Source organism: Cobetia sp. BL01 (assembly GCF_056493605.1).
Genome location: NZ_JBVBEE010000002.1, coordinates 542,060 through 561,435, shown reverse-complemented (window position 1 = coordinate 561,435; position 19,376 = coordinate 542,060). Strand labels below are relative to the sequence as shown.

Here is a 19,376-nt window from a genome sequence, read left to right as displayed (position 1 = left end):
AGCGGTGGGCCACAGGGGCGGGGGCTGAGTGATTCATTGGCGGTACATCACCTGCAGTGAGTGAGCCTCCGCCTCGGTCAACGCCATCTGGTGCTCGCTGGCGTGTGGGGGGCTGTCGGTGATCAGCAGATCGATATCGGTGAGCGGGCCGATCCGGCACATGGCGGCACGCCCCCACTTGCTGGCATCGGTGACCAGGATGCGGCGTCTGGCATGTCTGAGCAGGGCGCGACTGACGGCGGCCTCTTCAGGGTCGAAATCCAGCAGCCCCTCGGCATCCAGTCCGCCACATCCCAGCACGGCGATGTCCACCTGATGCCGGGTGAAGAAGGCCACGGTGGCGCTGCCGACCACATCGAGATCCCGAGGGCGAAGCTGGCCCTCGGCAAGCTGCACGCTGACATCCGGGTGGCTGGAAAGCGCTTGTGCCACCTGCAGGTTGTTGGTGATCACGCGCAGGCCGCGCCGGGCGATCAGTGCCTCGGCGACAGCCACCACGCTGGTGCCGATTCCCAGTGCCAGCGAGGCGCCATCGGGTATCTCGGCGACGACCTGGGCCGCCATGGCCTGCTTGGCCGGTCTCGCCAGCATGCTGCGCTGGGTGTGGCCCAGATTGTGTCCACCCAGCGGACGTTCGATGCCGCCATGACGTCGTCGCGCCAGTCCGAGATCACACAGCACGCCGAGATCGCGGCGTATGGTCTGCGGTGTGACCTCGAAGTCCACGGCCAGCGGCTCGACGCTCAACTGGCCGTCTCGCGCCAGGCGCTCGAGAATGCGCAGCTGGCGCGGGCTCAATGTCTCCAGTGACTGGCTCATGGCGATCTCACGACAAGGTGCGTTCGGTACAGGGAGACTGCGCAAGGTCCTGCTCGGAGAAGATACCGGGGTCATCGCTGATGACGGCACTGACCCCCCAGGCCCAGCGAGGGGAGAAGGCCGCGGCATCGTTGGGCGTGTAGCAGAGCAGCTTGCGCTGGGTGGCCGTGACGCGACTTGCCGCGACACGTGTCAGTGCACGCCAGTCCGCATGTACGGTGACTGCCTTCACATCCTCGGCCAATGCCTCCCAGTCGTCGGGAATGGCGTCGTAGAGCAGCCCGATCATCACCTCGCCGTCACGTTCCCGGCTCATGCGCAGGGCTTGCGGGTCGAATGACGAGAGAATCAGCTGCCCGACGGGCAGCACCTCGACCGCCATGGGCACGACTTTCTCGACCAGTGCACGAGTGTCGTGCCCCGGACTCAGCTTGAGCTCGAGATTGAGCCCCATGCTCAGCGAGGCGATCAATGCCAGGGCTTCCTCGAGTGTCGCCATGCGTTCCCCGGCAAAGCGGGCACTGAACCAGCTGCCCACATCCAGCGCCCGGGCCGCTGCCAGATCCAGGTTTCTCAGCCGTCCACGCCCATCGGAGCAACGATTGACGCTGGCATCGTGCCAGATGACAGGAGTGCCATCCTTGAGCAGCTGGACATCCAGCTCCACCCATTGGTGGCCGGCCTCATGGGCGGCGCGAATGGCGCTGAGCGTGTTTTCCGGTGCATAGGCGGACAACCCGCGGTGAGCGATGGCCATTGGCAATGCAAGCGATGTGCCGTGGGAGAAAGATGATGACATCGATGAACCTCGTTGGTGGATGGTGTCAGGCTCGACGCGTCAGGACGAGCACCCGGCGTGTCCTTGTTACCATCCGATGATGACGCTACGGGGGCAATCACTTTTGTGTGCATGTGCCTTTCGCGACAGGTTCCGCTCCAGGTTTCGCTGTGGCGACTCGTGCGCAGGCCAGGTGCTCCATCACTCGTGAGTTGTCAGGCGCTTGCCATCCGCACCGAACAGATGCGCGCGTGCAGGCGGAATGGCCAGGCGCAGGCATTGCTCCTCGGCGACGGCATGCTCGCCGTCCAGTCTCACCACCAGCGGCTCCGCCTGGCCGTCCAGTCGGCAGTACGCCAGGGTGTCCGCGCCCAGTGGCTCGACCAGCTCGATGCGGGCCACAAGCTCCGCGGCACCCGGTGGCAGCGGGCTGTCCGGCTGCAGAACCTCGAGATGTTCCGGGCGGATGCCCAACGTCAGTGCGGCGTCCATGGGAGTCGCCTCGTGTTCTCTGGCCGCCGGTCGCAATGCCAGGCGCGCGCCGCAGGGCAGCGAGAGGCCTGCCTCCGTACGGGTGGCGCTCAGGAAGTTCATGGCAGGTGAGCCGATGAAGCCGGCGACGAACTGGCTGGCGGGTCGGTCATAGAGCGCCATCGGCGTGCCGAACTGTTCGACGTGGCCGCCATTCATCACCACCAGGCGGTCTGCCAGGGTCATGGCCTCGGTCTGGTCATGGGTGACATAGACGGAGGTGACCTTGAGGCGCTTCTGCAGGCGGCGGATCTCGAGGCGCATCTGTACGCGCAGCTTGGCATCGAGATTCGAGAGCGGCTCATCGAACAGGAAGACCTGCGGCTTGCGCACGATGGCGCGCCCCATGGCGACACGCTGACGCTGACCGCCGGAGAGCTGCTTGGGACGACGATCGAGCAGTTCGGTCAGACCCAGCAGTTCGGCGGCCTCGCTGACGCGACGCTGGATCTCGTCCTTGGGCGTGCGACGGTTCCTGAGGCCGTAGGCCATGTTGTCGAACACGCTCATGTGCGGGTAGAGCGCATAGTTCTGGAACACCATCGCGATATCGCGCTCGGCGGGCTCCAGGTCATTGACGCGCTTGCCGTTGATCTCCAGGTCGCCTTCGGAGATATCCTCGAGCCCCGCCAGGGTGCGCAGCAGGGTGGACTTGCCGCACCCGGAAGGGCCGACGATGACGATCAGCTCGCCTTCACCGAACTCCAGGTCGATGCCGTGCAGGGCCTGGTAGCCATTGGGGTACTGCTTCTTGAGCTGCTTGAGTGTCAGTGTTGCCATGAGATGAATATCCAAAGCGGTGCCGTGACAGGCGTGAGAGCGGCCCATCACGGCGGAACGGAATCAGGTGGCCGGGCGCAAGGCGTCAGGTAAAAGGGGCGCGAATCACGAGGTGCCGGGGCGAGAGGAGGTCACTTCTCGCTGTCCACCAGCCCCTTGATGAAGTAGCGCTGCATGAACAGGATCACCAGCACCGGCGGCCCCATGGCCAGCAGCGTGGTGGCGGTGACGTCCTGCCACGGCACCAGGCCGTCGCCGGTGGTCAGCATGCGCTTGAGGCTGACGACGATGGTCAGGTAGTCGGCATCCGTGGTGATCAGCAGCGGCCACAGGTACTGATTCCAGCCGTAGATGAACATGATCACGAACAGTGCCGCGATGTTGGTCTTCGACAGCGGCAGCAGAATGTCCTTGAGGAAGCGCCACGGCCCGGCACCATCGATGCGTGCCGCCTCGACCAGTTCGGCCGGGATGGTCAGATAGAACTGGCGCAGCAGGAAGGTCGCGGTAGCGCTGGCGATCAGCGGCAGGATCAGGCCTGCATAGCTGTCCAGCATGTTGAGGTCGGCCACCACCTTGAAGGTCGGCAGGATGCGCACCTCCACCGGCAACATCAGGGTGATGAAGATCAGCCAGAAGCACAGCTTGCGGAAGCGGAACTCGAAGAACACGATCGCATAGGCCGCCAGTACCGAGATGATGATCTTGCCGATGGCGATGCCCAGTGCCATCAGCATCGAATTGAACAGCAGGGTCATCACGTCGGCGCCGAGACTGCTGACGGGGTCTTCCAGCAGGTGGCGGTAGTTGTCGAATCCTGCCTCGCCTATCCAGACGGGGGCGACGTTGGAGTAAAGATCGCCCATCTCGTGGGTGCTGGCGCTGAAGGCGATCCACACCGGCAGGAAGAACAGCGCGCAGCCGACGATCAAGAGCGCATGGCTTGCGATATCAAGCCCGGGACGGTTGTAGCGCATCAGTACTGCACCTTCTTCTCGACATACTTGAACTGGATCAGCGTCAGCACGCCGACGATGACCATCAACAGCACCGACTGGGCGGCACTCGACCCCAGATCCTGACCGACGAAACCGTCTTCATACACCTTGTAGACCAGGGTGCGCGTCGAGCCGCCCGGACCACCCGAGGTGGTGGCATCGATGGTGCCGAAGGTCTCGAAGAAGGCGTAGACCACGTTCATCACCAGCAGAAAGAAACTGGTCGGGGAGAGCAGCGGGAAGGTGATGGTCCAGAAACGTCGCCAGGGGCCGGCGCGATCCATGGCGGCCGCTTCCAGCAGGCTCTTGGGGATCGCCTGGAGACCTGCGAGGAAGAACACGAAGTTGTAGCTCATCTGTTTCCAGATCGAGGCCAGTACCACCAGCAGCATGGCCTGGTTGCCGTTGAGGTTGTGATTCCAGTCGATGCCGATGGCGGACAGCAGTTCCGGCAGGATGCCTAGCGTCGGGTCGAACAGGAACAGCCACAGGACGCCGGCCACGGCAGGTGCGACGGCATAGGGCCAGATGAGGAAGGTCTTGTAGGTGCTGGCGCCACGCAGCACGCGGTCTGCCAGCACGGCCAGCCCAAGGGCGAGTGCCATGGCGCCGAAGGCGACGGCAAACGAGAAGTAGACCGTCGTCCACAGGGTCTCCAGATATTCGGCTTCGCCGAGGACCGCGAGGAAGTTGGCAAGTCCGGCAAATTCACGTGAAAGCCCGAAGGCATCCTCGATATAGAAAGCCTGTTCGATGGCCTGGAGGGCCGGCCAGAAGAAGAACACGCCGACGATGATCAGCTGGGGGGCCAGCAGGATCCACGGCGTGAAGGGATGTCGATTGAAATGGGCCATGCAGCAGAGGTCTCGCAAGGAAGAGGGACTGATCACGTCAGTCGTGTGCGCATGGTCGGCGCGGATTCGGCCAACCATGCGCCATCAAGCCGGGAGAGAAGGGAAAGGGCACCGGTATCGGGTGCGCTTTCCGCTCTCTGGCATCCAGGCATGGTGGGCCGCCCAGGCGGCCCACCATGGTGTGGCGGTGTTCAGCCGTTGGCGCGCTCGAACTTCTCCAGCAGCTTGTTGCCGCGCTCGACAGCCTGATCGAGACCGTCCTGCACGCTTTCCTTGCCAGCGAAGATCTTCTCGAGCTCTTCGTTGATCACGTCACGTATCTGCACCATGTTGCCCAGACGCAGGCCCTTGGAGTTCTCGGTCGGGGCCACGGAGGTCATCTGGGTGATGGCGACGTCAGTGCCCGGATTCTCGGCGTAGAAGCCCTGCTCACGTGTCAGCTCTGCCGCGGCGGTGGTGATTGGCAGGTAGCCAGTGAACTGGTGCCAGTCGGCCTGGACTTCGGGCCTGGAGAGGTACTGGAAGAACTTGGCGACGCCCTGGTATTCCTCATCGCTGTGGCCGGACAGCACCCACAGTGACGCGCCGCCGATGATGGAATTCTGCGGCGTCTCGATCGCGTCGCTGTCGTAGGGCAGCGGTGCCACGCCGAACTCGAAGCCCTTGGCGCTTTCCTTGACGCCGGCATAGCTGGCGGAGGAGCCCATCATCATCGCGCACTCACCGGAGTAGAACTTCGGCGCCGCGTCATCGAAGCGACCGCCGAACACGAAGCGCTTGTCGGCCTGCCAGTCATCGAGGCGCTGGATGTGGTCGACCACGGCGGTCTTGTTGAATTCAAGGCGGGTATCGGTGCCGGCGAAGCCATTGGCCTGGCTGGCGAAGGGTACGTCATTGCGTGCCGAGAAGTTCTCCAGCATCACCCAGGACGGCCAGGTGGTCGTCAGGCCACAGCTGCCCGCGCCGGAATCGACGACCTTCTTGAGGGCATCACCCAGCTCCTGCCAGGTGGCCGGCACGGATTCGACACCGGCCTTGGCCAGCATGTCCTTGTTGTAATAGGTGACCGGGGTGGAGGAGTTGAACGGCATCGACAGCATCTTGCCTTCGGTGTCGGTGTAGTAGCCGGTGACGGAAGACAGGTAGGCCTTCGGATCGAAACTCGCGCCTTCTGACGGCGCATAGTCCGCCATCAGCTGATGGACCGGCATGATGGCACCCTTGGCGCTCATCATGGTGGCGGTGCCGACCTCGAAGATCTGCACGATGTCCGGGCCCTTGCCGGCCCGGAAGGCGGCAATGGCGGACGTCATGGTCTCGGAGTAGTTGCCCTTGAAGACCGGCTTGACGACGAATTCATCCTGACTTGCATTGAAGTCGGCCGCGATCTCGTCGACCTTCTTGCCAAGTCCGCCCCCCATGGCGTGCCACCACTCGACTTCGGTGGCGGCCAGGGCACTGGCGGAAGCGGTCGCGAAACCGACTGCCAGCGCGAGGCTGGCAAGATGACGGGTGCCACGGGTGTTGAGCATTGCGTGATGGGTCGGGCGGCGCATGGTCGAGCTCCTGAGAGGGTCCCTGGTCAGCCTTGTGGGAGTCGCGCAGGCTGACTGCTGTCGATCGATGGCGAACGATCAAGCGAACATCTTTTTGTTCTTATGATGATCGTCCGAAAAGCGTAGACGACTCTAGAAGGCTTTCCTTACAACTTTATGACGGTTGGATGTTCATGTGCGGGTAACCACCGTCGGCCCTGCACGGGGCGCGGTGGATCAGGCGATCATCCGGCGAGTGTGCTAGTCTTGCGCGCTGAAAATGCCTGTGGCGGAGAATGCGATGAAAGTGGTGGAAGTGAGTGCCGGTGCCCGGCGCGATGCGTGTCTGGCGATGCTGTGTGCCGAAGTGCATGGCCGCGAGGGGGGGCTGGATGCGCTGGTGAGCTATGCCGGTGTCCGAGGTGTCTGGTTCGAGAACGAGACCGCTCGCCTGTTCGCGCTGGTGGACGATGCCGAGCGCATCCACTCCGCCGCCCTGTTGGTGCTCGACGAGAATGCGCGCGGGCTGAATCTTGCCCTGTGGGCGACGCCGCCGGTCCATCGTGGCCATGACCACGGCATCGCGCTGGTGTCACAGCTGGCGGATCATGGTCGTCTGCAGGTGCGTCTCACCGACGGCTCGCTGGTCAGCGTGCTGCGTCGCGCCGGGATCAACGACTGGCTGGAGGCCGAGGCCGAAGGCGATCGCCCGCGTGAGCTGGTCGGCATGAATCCGGCGGCGCGTGTCGGCACTCTCGCGGCGCTGGACGAGCCGCTGCGTCTGGATCGCGAGCGCATCAAGCGCACCTTCAAGGCGCGCCCGAAGGACTTCGAGACCTACAAGAACGCCTTCGTGCGTGATCTCGAGCACTTCGCGCGTCATATCTGAGATCGAGATGACGCGAAGCATGGCGCCTCCTGCCAATAAAAAGGCCCCGCTCACTGAGCGGGGCCTTTTTGGTTCTGCGATCAGCGATCAGGTCTTGCATCGCTCACGCGGGCGTCGGCCGGTGATCAGGCGGCGTCCTGCTGTGGGTTGGAGGCTGTGCCGTCACTCGCCATCGGCTTGCGCACGAAGGCATCGAAATCGAAGTGGTCGACGGTCAGCATGTCGAGTACCTCGGCTTCGAAGACGCGCATGAAGTCGCCATCCTCAGCGGACAGGATACCGGCCTCGACCGCCGCTTCGATGCGCGCTTCCGGTGACAGGGCGTCGGCCGGGATCTCGCCCTTGTGATAGGCCTTGGCCAGCGTCTTGTAGATCGGCTCCGCACGCGGGTAATCCTTGAGCAGCGCGTTGTAGCGGGCGAGGGCATTGTCCTTCTGGCCTTCGTCCTGAGCGTCCCAGGTGTTGTCGGTCAGCTTGGTACGCAGTGCACTGTCGGTGGAGACGGCACGTGCGATCTCGCGGGTCAGGCTGTCCCTGGGCATGGCGAACTGACGACCACGCGGCAGCGTGACGACGCGCAATGTCGTGGCCAGGGCACGGTTGGGCAGGTTGGCGAGCAGTTCGTCGAGTGCCTTCTCGGTGCGATGCAGCAACCATTGCATGCTGTAGTGGAACAGCGCTTCCTCGTGCTCACAGGCGTCCGATTCGTGCCACTGCTTGAGCGTCAGGGATGCCAGGTAGAGGTTGGAGAGCACGTCACCCAGACGAGCCGACAGCATCTCGCGTGCCTTGAGGCTGGAGCCGAGGCTGGCCATGGCCGCATCGGCGGACAGCGAGAAGGCGGCGCTGAAGCGGTTGATGTGGTTGGCATAAGGCGTGGCGACGGCGTCGAAGCCGGTGGTCTTGCCGCCGATGCCGAAGCTCTGGCTGAAGGCGCGGGCCGCGTTGCCGAAGATGAGGCCTGCATGGCGGAAGAAGGCCTTGTCGAAGGCGTTCAGGTCATCGGCATCCTTGGCGGCCAGCTCTTCCAGCACGTACGGATGGCAGCGGATGGCCCCCTGACCGAAGATCATCAGGTTGCGGGTCATGATGTTGGCGCCTTCCACCGTGATCGAGACCGGGGTGCCGGCATATGCCACGCCGATGTAGTTGCGCGGGCCGAGCGTCACGCCGCGTCCGCCGTGGATATCCATGCCATCGGTCAGCAGCGTGCGGGCCATCTCGGTCAGCTGACTCTTGAGGATGGCGGAGGGCACGGCCGGCTTGTGGCCGTTGTCGATCATGTTGGCGGTATGCAGTACGGCGGCCTGGCTGATGTAGTTCATCGCGGCCATGCGAGCCAGCGGCTCCTGCACGCCTTCCATCTCGGCCACCGGCAGGTTGAACTGGCGGCGAATGCGCGCGAAACCGGCGCTCCAGCCCAGTGCGTAGCGAGAGATGCCCGCGGAGCCGGACGGCAGGGTGATGCAGCGACCCACCGACAGACACTCGACCAGCATCTTCCAGCCCTGGCCGGCCATCTGCTCGCCACCGATCAGATAGCTGAGCGGGATGAAGACGTCCTTGCCGAAGATCGGGCCATTCATGAACGGCGCGCCGATCGGGTGATGGCGACGGCCGATGTCCATGCCGTCGGTATCACGCGGAATCAGGGCGCAGGTGATGCCGATGTCTTCCACGTCCCCCAGCAGGTGCTCGGGGTCGAACATGCGGAAGGCCAGGCCGACCACGGTGGCGACCGGCGCCAGGGTGATCCAGCGCTTCTCGAAGTTGAGGCGGATACCGACGACTTCCTCGCCGTCATGCATGCCGCGACACACGATACCGGTGTCCGGAATGGAGGTCGCGTCACTGCCGGCACGCGGGCCGGTCAGGCCGAAGCAGGGGATCTCGCGGCCATCCGCCAGGCGCGGCAGGTAATAATCCTTCTGTTCCTCGCTGCCGTACTTGAGCAGCAGCTCACCCGGGCCGAGGGAGTTGGGCACGCCGACGGTGACCATCAGCGTCTCGTTGACCGCCAGCTTCTGCAGTACCAGTGACTGCGCCTTGGCCGAGAAGCCGAGGCCGCCGTACTGCTTGGGAATGATCATGCCGAAGAACTTCTCGCGCTTGAGAAATTCCCACAGTTCCTCGGGAAGATCCGCACGCTCGCGGGCGATTTCCCAGCTGTTGGTCATGCCACAGGCGATGGAGCACTGCGTATCGATGAAGGCCTGCTCCTCACTGGAGATGCCCTCATTGCGCTGTGCGGTCAGGGTGTCCCATTGCGGCTTGCCGGAGAACAATTCGGCGTCCCAGAACACGGTACCGGCTTCCAGGGCTACCTTCTCGGTCGCCGAGACCTTGGGCGACACCTTCTTGAACATCGCGAACAGCCGCGGGCTGAGCCACTTGGTGCGCAGCGCCGGCAGGCCGCAGACGGCGACCAGTGCCGCGCTGATCAACAGCAGGACACCAAGCACCGGGGTGTCGATGCCCAGGCCGATGAGGCCGGTGACCGCCAGCACGCCGATGGCGGCCAGTGCACCGGATTCACGTGCCATGACGGTCAGCAGACCGGCAAGGGCGACGAGGATGAGGATGAGCTGCGTCATGGCAGGATCTCCAGGTTGCGTTGCGGGAGCTCTAGCGAATGGCCTTCCTCTTCAGCATAGCAGCCATGCGTTTAGAACAGTTGTTTGAATTATTGTCAGCCTATCCCAACTCGACTCACTCCGCCAGTCCACCCAAGGTCGAAGGTATGAAAGGTGAAGCGATGGAAGAGGCGTCGCGGGGAAAGCAATGGTGGCTGTGCAAGGCGTATGGGCAGCGAAAGGGGCCTTGGATACAGGGAGAGGCACTGGCCCCGGTCGGGACGTCATCGGAGCTGCTGATGCCATGAGACGGGATGAGGCGGTGCGGGCGGGATGAAGCGATGCGGGCGGGGAGAAACGGGGAGGTGGGCTGCCACGACGGAAGTGATGGTCTGGAATCGAGACATGCCAGACATAAAAAAGGCCCCGCAGTGCGGGGCCTCGAACGATCGATGGTGCTTCCATGCCTGCCGTCACATAACGGAGGCTTACGTTGATCGCGCGGGATCAGCCGTTGATCGGCGCGGAATCGATCTGGCGCTTGGCGGGCTGCTTGGCCGGTGTGCCCGGCTCGACCACGAAGTAGTCGGCGTCGGACGGCGGCAGCGGAGCACGGCCCCGAATCTTGTCGGCCATCTTCTCCGCCAGCATGATCGTCGGTGCGTTCAGGTTGCCGGTGGGGATGACCGGGAACAGCGAGGCGTCCACGACGCGCAGGTTGTCGAGACCATGCACGCGACCGGCACCATCGACCACGGAGGTCGCATCACTGCCCATGCGACAGCTGCCGCACGGGTGGTAGGCCGTCTCGGCATGATTGCGTACGTACTCGTCGAGCTGCTCGTCCGTCTGGACGTCAGCGCCCGGCGCCAGTTCGCGGCCACGGTAATCGTCCAGTGCCGGCTGAGCGATGATCTCGCGAGTCAGGCGAATGGCGGCGCGGAACTCTTCCCAGTCACGCTCCTCGGCCATGTAGTTGAAGAAGATCGAGGGCGCGGCCTTGGGGTCCAGTGAGGTCAGTCGGACACGGCCCTTGCTCTGGGAGCGCATGGAACCGACGTGTGCCTGGAAGCCGTGGCCCTGCACCGCACTCTTGCCGTTGTAGCTGATCGCGATCGGCAGGAAGTGATACTGCAGGTTCGGCCAGGCCTCGTTGGCATCGCTGCGAATGAAGCCGGCAGCCTCGAACTGGTTGCTGGCACCCACACCGGTCCCCTTGAGCATCCACTCCAGGCCGATAGGCGGCTGGTTGTACCACTTGAGGGACGGGTAGAGCGAGATCGGCTTGGTGCACTCGTACTGGATGTAGAGCTCGAGGTGATCCTGCAGGTTCTCCCCCACACCCGGCAGGTGGTGCACCATCTTCACGCCCAGCGGCTCGAGGTGCTCACGATTGCCGACGCCGGAGCGCTGAAGGATCTGCGGCGAGGCGATGGCGCCAGCACACAGCAGCACTTCCTTGCGTGCACGTACGCGGTGGTCCTGCCCCTTGCGCTCATATTTCACGCCGACCGCTGTCTTGCCCTCGAACAGGATGACATCGGTGGTGGCACGCGTCTCGATGGTCACGTTGGCACGCTTCTTGGCGGTATCCAGATAGCCGCGGGCGGTGGAGGCGCGACGGCCTTCCTTGGTCACGAAGCGATCCATCGGGCCGAAGCCTTCCTGCTGATAGCCGTTGACGTCTTCGGTGGCCGGATAGCCCGCCTCGATGCCTGCCGCGATGAAGGCGTGATAGAGCTCGTTGTTGCCTTCCTTGGGAGTCGTGACCGAGACCGGCCCATCGCCGCCGTGGTAGTCGTTGGGGCCGATATCGCGCGTCTCGCACTTGCGGAAGTAGGGCAGGCACTCACGATAGTTCCAGTCAGCCAGGATGGGATCCTTGGCCCAGTTGTCGTAATCCAGCGCATTGCCACGGATGTAGCACATGCCATTGATCAACGAGGAGCCTCCCAGCCCCTTGCCGCGGCCACATTCCATGCGGCGATTGTTCATGTGCGGCTCGGGGTCGGTCTTGAAGTCCCAGTTGTAGCGCTGGCCCTGCAGGGGATACGCCAGTGCGGCAGGCATCTGGGTACGGAAATCGAAGCGGTGGTCACGGCCGCCCGCTTCCAGCAGCAGGACACTGACGTTAGCGTCTTCACTGAGGCGAGTGGCCAGCACGTTGCCGGCGCTGCCGGCACCGATGATGACGTAGTCGTATTCACGCTCGAATTGGCTCATGAAATCTCCTTTCGTATCAGATGCCACATGCGGGCGCAGGACGCCCCGTCGACGACGAGGGGTGGCCACTGCCGGGCGGATGGATACGGTGATGTGTCTGTGAGGAGCCGTCGGGGCAGCGCATGGCAAGTGGTATGCCATCACTGTCAGCGACTCGTCGGGATTCGTGCACTGCCAGCGCCGAAGTCATGAGTGGCGTGGCGTGCTGGCCGGCACGACGAGGGGTCGTCATGCCGGCGGGTGGGGCATCTGGCGCTATCTTCAGTGCATCAACTACTGCAGCGGATCAGTGGATCAAGTGTCCTGATCCCGCATCCTGCGCCAGACGATGCTGCTGTCGTCGATTCAGGCCTCATGGCCTCAGGTGGCTCAGAAGGCGGACTCGAACGGCCCCATCTCGATCAGCACGGACTTGGTCTGAGTGTAGTGGGACAGCGTCTCGACACCATTCTCGCGACCGATGCCTGACTGCTTGTAGCCGCCGACCGGCATCTCGGACGGGGACTCGCCCCAGGTGTTGACCCAGCAGATGCCGGCTTCGAGCTGGTGGATCACGCGGTGCGCGCGGTTCAGGCTCTCGGTGAACAGGCCAGCCGCCAGGCCATAGGTGGTGTCGTTGGCGCGGCGGATGACTTCCTCTTCACTGTCGAAGGACAGGATGGACATCACCGGACCGAAGATCTCTTCCTGCACGATGCGCATGTCATCGCTGCAGTCGGTGTAGACGGTCGGCGCGACCCAGGCGCCCTTGGCGAAGTCGCCTTCGCTCATGCGCTCGCCGCCAACCAGCAGACGTGCGCCGTCCTGCTTGGCGATCTCCAGGTAGGAGACGACCTTTTCCAGGTGCTCGAAGCTGACCAGCGGGCCGAAGGTGGTGGCGTGATCCTGCGGGTCACCGGCCTTGATGCGTGCGACGCGCTCGACGATCTTGGCTTCGAAGGCGTCCTTGACGCTGGCTTCGACGAAGACGCGGGTGCCGTTGGTGCACACCTGACCGGAGCTGTAGAAGTTGGCCATCATGGCGCCGTCGGCAGCACGGTCGAGGTCGGAATCCGCGAACACCAGTAGCGGGGACTTGCCGCCTAGCTCCATGGTGACTTCCTTGAGGCTGGAAGAGGCGGACGCGGACATGACCTTCTTGCCGGTGCCGGCTTCGCCGGTGAAGGAAATCTTGGCGATATCCGGGTGCTCGGTGAGCATCACGCCGACGCGGGCATCGCCCTGCACGACGTTGAACACGCCGTCCGGCAGGCCGGCTTCGGTGAAGATCTCGGCAAGCTTCAGTGCGCTCAGCGGCGTGACTTCGCTGGGCTTGAAGACCATGGCGTTGCCGGCGGCGAGTGCCGGGGCAGACTTCCAGCAGGCGATCTGGATCGGGTAGTTCCAGGCACCGATGGCACCGATGACACCCAGCGGTTCCTTGCGGGTGTAGACGAAGGCTTCCTGGCGCAGCGGCACCTGGGTGCCTTCGATGGCCGGCGCGAGGCCTGCATAGTATTCCAGTGCATCGGCACCGGTGACGATGTCGACCACTTCGGTCTCGGACAGCGGCTTGCCGGTGTCCAATGTCTCGAGCAGTGCCAGCTCGTCATTGCGCTCGCGCAGCAGGTCGACGGCGCGACGCAGGATGCGCGAACGCTCCATGCCGCTCATCGCGGCCCACACCTTCTGGCCCTGCAGGGCGCTTTCGACGGCGGCATCCACGTCCGCGCCGCTGGCCTGCTGTACCTGGGCGATGACGTCGCCGGTGGCCGGGTTGACGGTCTCGAAGGTTTCGCCAGAGGTCGCGTCAACGCGACGACCATTGATGTACAGGGTCTGGGTCGGGAAGCTTGCGTTGCTGTTGGCCATGCTTGCGCTCCTGTCAGGGATCAGAAAAGGGGGAGAGTCGTAGAGTACCGGTGGGTTCAAGCGTCCGAGCGGGGGAGGCTGTTGCGCTCAGGCATGCTCGGCAGGCACCGGGTGCGTCATGTCAGACGCTTGTGCATCTGCTGCTGGCGTGGAGACGTCAGCGGCGTGTTGCGCCAGCTGGTATTCCACATATTCATAGGCCAGACGCCGGGCTCGCTCGACGTCCAGTCCCTCGGGGTCCAGCGCGCCACGCAACCACAGGCCGTCGATCAAGGCGGCGAGTCCTGCCGCCGCATCGCGTGCCTCCACCAGCGGCATCACGCGACGGAAGATGGCCGACAGATTGGAGACCAGACGACGGTCATTGACCTTCTGCAGGCGCTCCAGCGGTGTGCGGTGCATGCTGGAGGCCCAGAAGGCCAACCAGGTCTTGGAGACGCTCTGACTGACCTGGCTGCGATCGAAGTTGCCATCGATCACGGCGTGCAGGTGACTGCGGACGTCGTTCGAGGCGATCTCGGCGCGTCGCTCACTGACGGCTCTGCGCAGGTCGGTGAGGATCTGGCGCATCGTGGCCTCCATCAGGCCATCCTTGCCGCCGAAGTAGTGACTGATGATGCCGGCGGAGACGCCCGCATGCCGTGCGATCCGTGCAACGGTGGCGTCGGCCAGTCCTGCCTCATCGATGGCTTGCATGGTGGCCAGAATCAATTGGCGGCGACGAATGGGCTCCATTCCCACTTTCGGCATCAGCTTGCTCTCCCGTCAGGTGGCGTATCGGTGAAACTCGCGTAATCTTGGTACTGGTAGACGCCAAGGATACGCGGTTGTCACCGCATTGCTGAATCCGGCGTTCAATCGGGATTCGGCTCGATCTTGTCGTGACTCGAGTTTTATTGAACGTTCAATTAATAAAAAGTGTAGAGACAGAAAGGTGATGCGTCAAGTTGCATAATTCGTGGTTATTGAAAGCCAGGCTTGGTAGAACTATAGAGAACGCCAGAGGGCACAAGGCGTCCTTGCAAGGGCTGTGAAGGTGCTCACGAGGTGCCTCGTACGTCTGGCCCGGCAGCTCGTCAGAGACTGGCAGCTTCTCAACGACAGCATGGGAGCTTGTCGTGATGAGAGTTTGCCATGAGTGGCGCCTCCCGCGGGCTGCCACTTGTCGCCGGGCCGGGTGGGGATCAATGACACGTGTGATTGACGGACATGTACTGCTCATATAACAAAGAGAAGGGACAAGCATGAAATCATCATCAGGTTTTGCCGCATTGCCGCTGGGACTGGCCATGGGGATGCTGCTGGCACCCCAGGCGCACGCCGAGGTATCAGAGGAGTGCAGTACGGTGCGCTTCGCTGAGGTGGGGTGGACGGACATCACTGCCACCACGGCGCTGACGCGCAGTGTCCTGGAAGGCTTGGGGTACGAGACGACCTCCGACACGATCTCCGTGCCGATCGCCTATGCCGGCATGAAGAACGATGACTTCGATGTCTTCCTGGGGAACTGGATGCCGTCGATGGCTTCTATCAGTGACCCCTATATCGACAAGGGGCAGGTAGAGCGACCGCGTGCGAATCTGCAAGGGGCCAAGTACACCCTGGCGGTGCCCCAGTACGTGCTGGATGCCGGCGTGACCTCGGTGGCGGATCTTGCCGACAACCTCGAGAAGTTCGATGGGCGCATCTACGGCATCGAGGCAGGCAATGATGGCAACATGATCATCGCCGACATGATCGATGACGATGCCTTCGGTCTGGGCGCCTTCGAGATGATCGATTCTTCCGAAGCCGGCATGCTGGCGGAAGTGAAGTCGAAGATCGCGGCCAAGGAGTGGGTCGTCTTCCTCGGCTGGGAGCCGCACCCCATGAACACTCGCTTCGAGATGGGATATCTGGAAGGCGCGGATGACTACTTCGGGCCGAACCTGGGCGGAGCGACGGTCTACACCAATACCCGCGCGGGATATAGTGAGGCGTGTTCCAATGTCGGTGCGCTGCTGGCCAATCTCGAGTTCAGCCTGGAGATGGAAAATCAGATCATGGGCGAGATCATGGATGAGGGTGCCGATCCGGATGAGGCAGCAGCAGACTGGCTCAAGCAGAACCCCAGCGTGCTGGAGGCATGGCTTGAAGGTGTCGAGACCACCCAGGGAGAACCTGGCCTGCCTGCCGTCAAGGCCTCGCTGGGCATCTGAGCATCCCGCTGGCTCACTTTGACGGGCAATTGCAAAAAAGTGCTTGCAATTCAGCAGCCTGACCTGCAATATACGCCTCGTCGTGTGGCTACATAGCTCAGCTGGTTAGAGCACATCACTCATAATGATGGGGTCCCCTGTTCAAATCAGGGTGTAGCCACCAGTGATTCCAAGGCCTGCATCCGTGCGGGCCTTGTCACATCTGGATGTCGCCATGTGCGCTTTCGGAGGTGGATTCGGCAGAAGGAATCGAGCGAGTTCTGCGGTAGGTTGAATGCCCGAAGGTGGTTGACGCCATTGAGTATTTCCGTATAATTCGTCGCGTGTTCAAGGTTGTTCCTCGATAGCTCAGTTGGTAGAGCAAATGACTGTTAATCATTGGGTCACAGGTTCGAGTCCTGTTCGAGGAGCCAATAGCACACGCAGCATGCTTGAAATGTCAGTCTGACAGCATCCATGATGATGTCGCTGGCAGATGGATTTCCGGTCGTTCCTCGATAGCTCAGTTGGTAGAGCAAATGACTGTTAATCATTGGGTCACAGGTTCGAGTCCTGTTCGAGGAGCCAATCCCAGGCTTCCTGCCAATGCCGGAAATGACGCTGGTAGATGAGCATCTCATCGTCAGCTTCGATATCGCCCTGATATCGATCGATATTTCGTTGTTCCTCGATAGCTCAGTTGGTAGAGCAAATGACTGTTAATCATTGGGTCACAGGTTCGAGTCCTGTTCGAGGAGCCAATATCAAATCCCGTATCTCCCTCTCTTGCCAGTCGATCGTTCGAGATCTCACCTGCCTCTCGTCAGAATGACGTGATTCTGCGCTGATGGTGTCTTACTCCTGCAGCCTTCGCTGCCGCTTTTCTGTGTCTGCCTGCTTTCCTGTGTCCGCCCGCTTCCTTGCTGGTCGATCTCTTTCTGCTATTCGTTTCAGCTTGCCCCCGCGTGCCGAGCGCCGGTGCGTCGACTCGCCCGTGCGTGTCGGTGACGCCTGCACCAGGCATGAAAAAGCCCCTGCACTCGGATCTGACATGAGGGCAGGGGCCTTGCAACCGCGATGTGCCGGCGCGTCAGCGACGACGTGAGAGTTCAGCGATCGCCATTGAGGTGGGCGTAATCGAGCAGGATCTCGGCGCTTTCCTGGAGCTGAGCCTGATCGATGGGATCCTCGGCTGGCTCGTCGGTGCTGTCCTGCGTCTCGATCTCCTGCTGCAGGTCACTTTCTGCCGATGCGATGTGATCGCTGGCGGCATCAAGTTCGGCGAAGCTCGACAGCGGCTCCATGTCCAGTGCTCGGCGGCGCTTGTTTTCCAGTGCCAGTTGCTCGGCTTCCTGGGCATCCATCTCGCGCTTGCGCTGCTCACGATTGAGGCTGATGCTGGTCTGCTGGGCGCGCAGTGCCTTTGATAGCGCGACTTCGCTCTGCAGGTAGACGAAGTTGGGCTCCTGTTCGACACGGCTCTCGTGGCGGGCACGCAGGGCTGCCAGGTAGCGAGCCGGTTCCCCATAGCGACGATACTTCACCGGGCGAACCTGGTCCCATGGCAGGGCGTAGTCGAGGCTCGATTCGCCGATTTCCTTCGGGTCGATGATGCTGGGGAAGGCGATGTCCGGCTTGACGCCCTTGTTCTGGGTGGAGTCACCGGAGATGCGATAGAACTTGGCGCGGGTCAGCTTGATTTCACCTTGTGTCAGCGAGGAGATCGTCTGCACGGTGCCCTTGCCGAAGGTCTGGCTGCCGATGACCGGGCCGCGGCCATAATCCTGGATGGCGCCGGCAAAGATCTCGGAGGCCGAGGCCGAAAGGCGGTTGACCAGGACGGCCAGCGGACCATCGTAGTGGGTGCCGGCATCGGTATCGCCATACAGGCTGATGCGTCCGCGGGCATCACGTACCTGCACGGTGGGGCCGCGGTCGATGAACAGGCCGATCATCGAATTGGCCTCCTGCAGGGCGCCGCCGCCATTGTTGCGCAGATCCAGAATGATGCCTTCCACCTGCTTGGCCTTCAGCTCATCGATGAGGCGCGCCACGTCACGTGTGGTGCTGCGATAGTCATCTTCGCCGGCCTGCCAGGCATCGAAGTCGACATAGAAGGCAGGGACGTGAATCACGCCGATCCTGTGCACGCCATCATTGCGCTTGACGTCGACGACCTTGGCGTTGGCAGCCTGGTCTTCCAGCTTGACGGTGTCGCGGGTGATGTCCACTTCCCGTGTCTTGGTGACATCCAGGGACTGGGCCGGGATGACTTCAAGGCGCACGACGGAGCCCTTGGGGCCGCGGATCAGGTCCACGACATCGTCAAGGCGCATGCCGACCACGTTGGTCCATTCGCCATCCCCCTGACCAACGGCCACGATGCGGTCCGCCGGCTTGAGCTCCCCGTCCTTCTCGGCCGGGCCGCCCGGTACCAGGCTTGAGACCTTGACGTACTCGCCTTCGGATTGAAGCAGGGCGCCGATGCCATCGAGTGACAGCTTCATCTGGATGTCGAAGGATTCGCCCTGGCGTGGGGAGAAGTATTCGCTGTGCGGATCGATGCTGCCGGTGACGGCGTGCATGATCAGGGTCAGGATGTCTTCGTCGTTGGTCTGCTCGATGCGCTTGAGCTGGTTGGCATAGCGCTCGCTGAGCGTCTTGGCGATGTCCTCGTCGTTCTTGTCGGACAGTGACATCGACAGCCAGGCGTTCTTGAGTCGCTTGCGCCACAGCTCATCAAGCTCCTGCTCGCTGTCGGCCCAGGGGCTTTCCGCACGATCGAGTGCGAGTCGATCATCGCGGGTGAAATCGAAGCTCGGCTTGCCGTTCAGCGTCTTCACCAGCCATTCGAGGCGTGAGGTGAGGCGCTGCTGGTAGCGGGCATGCAGGGCGTAGAGGCGCTCGAGATCACCGTCGAGCATGGCGTCATCGAAGTCGTGGCGAAGATCACTGAACTCGGTGATATCCGAGTCCAGCAGATAGGCTTTCTGGGGGTCGAGTGTCTTGAGATATTGCGTGAATGCCTGGGTAGCCCATTGGTCATCCAGCGTGACATCTTCGTAATGCCCGTAACGCAATGATTCGGCAACTTCGCGAGCAGCCTGTGCATCGGCGTCAGTAGGGGTGACCGCGGCGCTGGCGGGGCCGGCCATGGCGAGACACAAGGCAAGGCATGCCGTGCGCCGGACGTTTGCAAACAGGCTCATCAATGAAGCACTCCCGATTCATGTACACTCTGCTCCCTGAGCGACCTCTCCGCGGAGAGGTCGAGCGGGCATTGTAGCAGCCTCCCGCGTCCGCGACAGTTGCCTGTCGTTGATCGGCGGGGCTTGCGGTATGGCGTGTCAGCGCTGCCTGGCGTGATC

The 19,376-nt window shown here is 62.7% G+C and carries 14 protein-coding genes and 4 tRNA genes; 7 read left to right on the top strand and 11 right to left on the bottom strand.

Features of this window, described 5'->3' with window-relative positions:
* Positions 1 to 33: 33 nt before the first annotated feature.
* The 6 genes from ACZYGA_RS06150 to ugpB all read right to left on the bottom strand — a co-directional run bounded on the left by ACZYGA_RS06150 (position 34) and on the right by ugpB (position 6,316).
* The gene (locus tag ACZYGA_RS06150; protein WP_167593051.1) at positions 34 to 819 is read right to left on the bottom strand and encodes a DeoR/GlpR family DNA-binding transcription regulator; all 786 of its coding nucleotides are present in this window, start codon (positions 817 to 819) and stop codon (positions 34 to 36) included.
* Between the two features lie 7 nt (positions 820 to 826).
* A complete protein-coding gene (locus ACZYGA_RS06145; protein WP_191236611.1) occupies positions 827 to 1,618 on the bottom strand; it encodes a glycerophosphodiester phosphodiesterase family protein in 792 nt (263 codons plus the stop codon).
* A gap of 180 nt (positions 1,619 to 1,798) precedes the next feature.
* Positions 1,799 to 2,908, bottom strand: coding sequence for a sn-glycerol-3-phosphate import ATP-binding protein UgpC (locus ACZYGA_RS06140; protein ID WP_077371434.1), 1,110 nt, complete (start codon positions 2,906 to 2,908; stop codon positions 1,799 to 1,801).
* 131 nt (positions 2,909 to 3,039) lie between these two features.
* The gene (gene ugpE, locus ACZYGA_RS06135) at positions 3,040 to 3,885 is read right to left on the bottom strand and encodes a sn-glycerol-3-phosphate ABC transporter permease UgpE (protein WP_084209256.1); all 846 of its coding nucleotides are present in this window, start codon (positions 3,883 to 3,885) and stop codon (positions 3,040 to 3,042) included.
* Positions 3,885 to 4,760, bottom strand: a complete 876-nt coding sequence (gene ugpA, locus ACZYGA_RS06130; protein WP_077371440.1) for a sn-glycerol-3-phosphate ABC transporter permease UgpA — start codon at positions 4,758 to 4,760, stop codon at positions 3,885 to 3,887. Before ugpA ends, ugpE begins: the two co-directional genes overlap by 1 nt.
* Before the next feature lie 191 nt (positions 4,761 to 4,951).
* On the bottom strand, positions 4,952 to 6,316 hold the full coding sequence (ugpB, locus tag ACZYGA_RS06125) for a sn-glycerol-3-phosphate ABC transporter substrate-binding protein UgpB (protein WP_479398599.1): 1,365 nt from the start codon (positions 6,314 to 6,316) through the stop codon (positions 4,952 to 4,954).
* A 280-nt stretch (positions 6,317 to 6,596) separates the two neighbouring features.
* Here ugpB and ACZYGA_RS06120 point away from each other — a divergent pair, with 280 nt between their 5' ends.
* Entirely contained in the window at positions 6,597 to 7,184 is a 588-nt protein-coding gene (locus ACZYGA_RS06120) for a hypothetical protein (protein ID WP_077371445.1), read from the top strand.
* A 125-nt stretch (positions 7,185 to 7,309) separates the two neighbouring features.
* On the opposite strand, the gene ACZYGA_RS06115 is transcribed toward ACZYGA_RS06120, so the two are convergent.
* Entirely contained in the window at positions 7,310 to 9,778 is a 2,469-nt protein-coding gene (locus tag ACZYGA_RS06115) for an acyl-CoA dehydrogenase (RefSeq protein WP_404624912.1), read from the bottom strand.
* A 38-nt stretch (positions 9,779 to 9,816) separates the two neighbouring features.
* On the opposite strand from ACZYGA_RS06115, the gene ACZYGA_RS06110 reads away from it, so the two are divergent.
* Positions 9,817 to 10,065, top strand: coding sequence for a hypothetical protein (locus ACZYGA_RS06110; protein ID WP_084209253.1), 249 nt, complete (start codon positions 9,817 to 9,819; stop codon positions 10,063 to 10,065).
* 199 nt (positions 10,066 to 10,264) lie between these two features.
* Here the strand turns inward: ACZYGA_RS06110 and betA are convergent, their stop codons facing one another.
* The 3 genes from betA to betI all read right to left on the bottom strand — a co-directional run bounded on the left by betA (position 10,265) and on the right by betI (position 14,581).
* Entirely contained in the window at positions 10,265 to 11,980 is a 1,716-nt protein-coding gene (betA, locus tag ACZYGA_RS06105; RefSeq protein WP_479398597.1) for a choline dehydrogenase, read from the bottom strand.
* Positions 11,981 to 12,349: 369 nt separating this feature from the next.
* The gene (gene betB / locus ACZYGA_RS06100; protein WP_084209252.1) at positions 12,350 to 13,831 is read right to left on the bottom strand and encodes a betaine-aldehyde dehydrogenase; all 1,482 of its coding nucleotides are present in this window, start codon (positions 13,829 to 13,831) and stop codon (positions 12,350 to 12,352) included.
* An 87-nt stretch (positions 13,832 to 13,918) separates the two neighbouring features.
* A complete protein-coding gene (gene betI, locus ACZYGA_RS06095; RefSeq protein WP_077371460.1) occupies positions 13,919 to 14,581 on the bottom strand; it encodes a transcriptional regulator BetI in 663 nt (220 codons plus the stop codon).
* 494 nt (positions 14,582 to 15,075) lie between these two features.
* On the opposite strand from betI, the gene ACZYGA_RS06090 reads away from it, so the two are divergent.
* From ACZYGA_RS06090 to ACZYGA_RS06070, 5 genes are all read left to right on the top strand, one after another.
* Positions 15,076 to 16,029: a choline ABC transporter substrate-binding protein gene (locus ACZYGA_RS06090; RefSeq protein WP_084209251.1), complete on the top strand. Its 954-nt coding sequence runs from the start codon at positions 15,076 to 15,078 to the stop codon at positions 16,027 to 16,029.
* Positions 16,030 to 16,115: 86 nt separating this feature from the next.
* A tRNA-Met gene (locus ACZYGA_RS06085) sits at positions 16,116 to 16,192 on the top strand.
* Positions 16,193 to 16,366: 174 nt separating this feature from the next.
* Positions 16,367 to 16,442, top strand: a tRNA-Asn gene (locus tag ACZYGA_RS06080).
* A 78-nt stretch (positions 16,443 to 16,520) separates the two neighbouring features.
* A tRNA-Asn gene (locus ACZYGA_RS06075) sits at positions 16,521 to 16,596 on the top strand.
* A 97-nt stretch (positions 16,597 to 16,693) separates the two neighbouring features.
* Positions 16,694 to 16,769 (top strand) — tRNA-Asn (locus ACZYGA_RS06070).
* A 348-nt stretch (positions 16,770 to 17,117) separates the two neighbouring features.
* Here the strand turns inward: ACZYGA_RS06070 and ACZYGA_RS06065 are convergent.
* A complete protein-coding gene (locus tag ACZYGA_RS06065; protein ID WP_479398595.1) occupies positions 17,118 to 19,217 on the bottom strand; it encodes a carboxy terminal-processing peptidase in 2,100 nt (699 codons plus the stop codon).
* Positions 19,218 to 19,376: the final 159 nt, after the last annotated feature.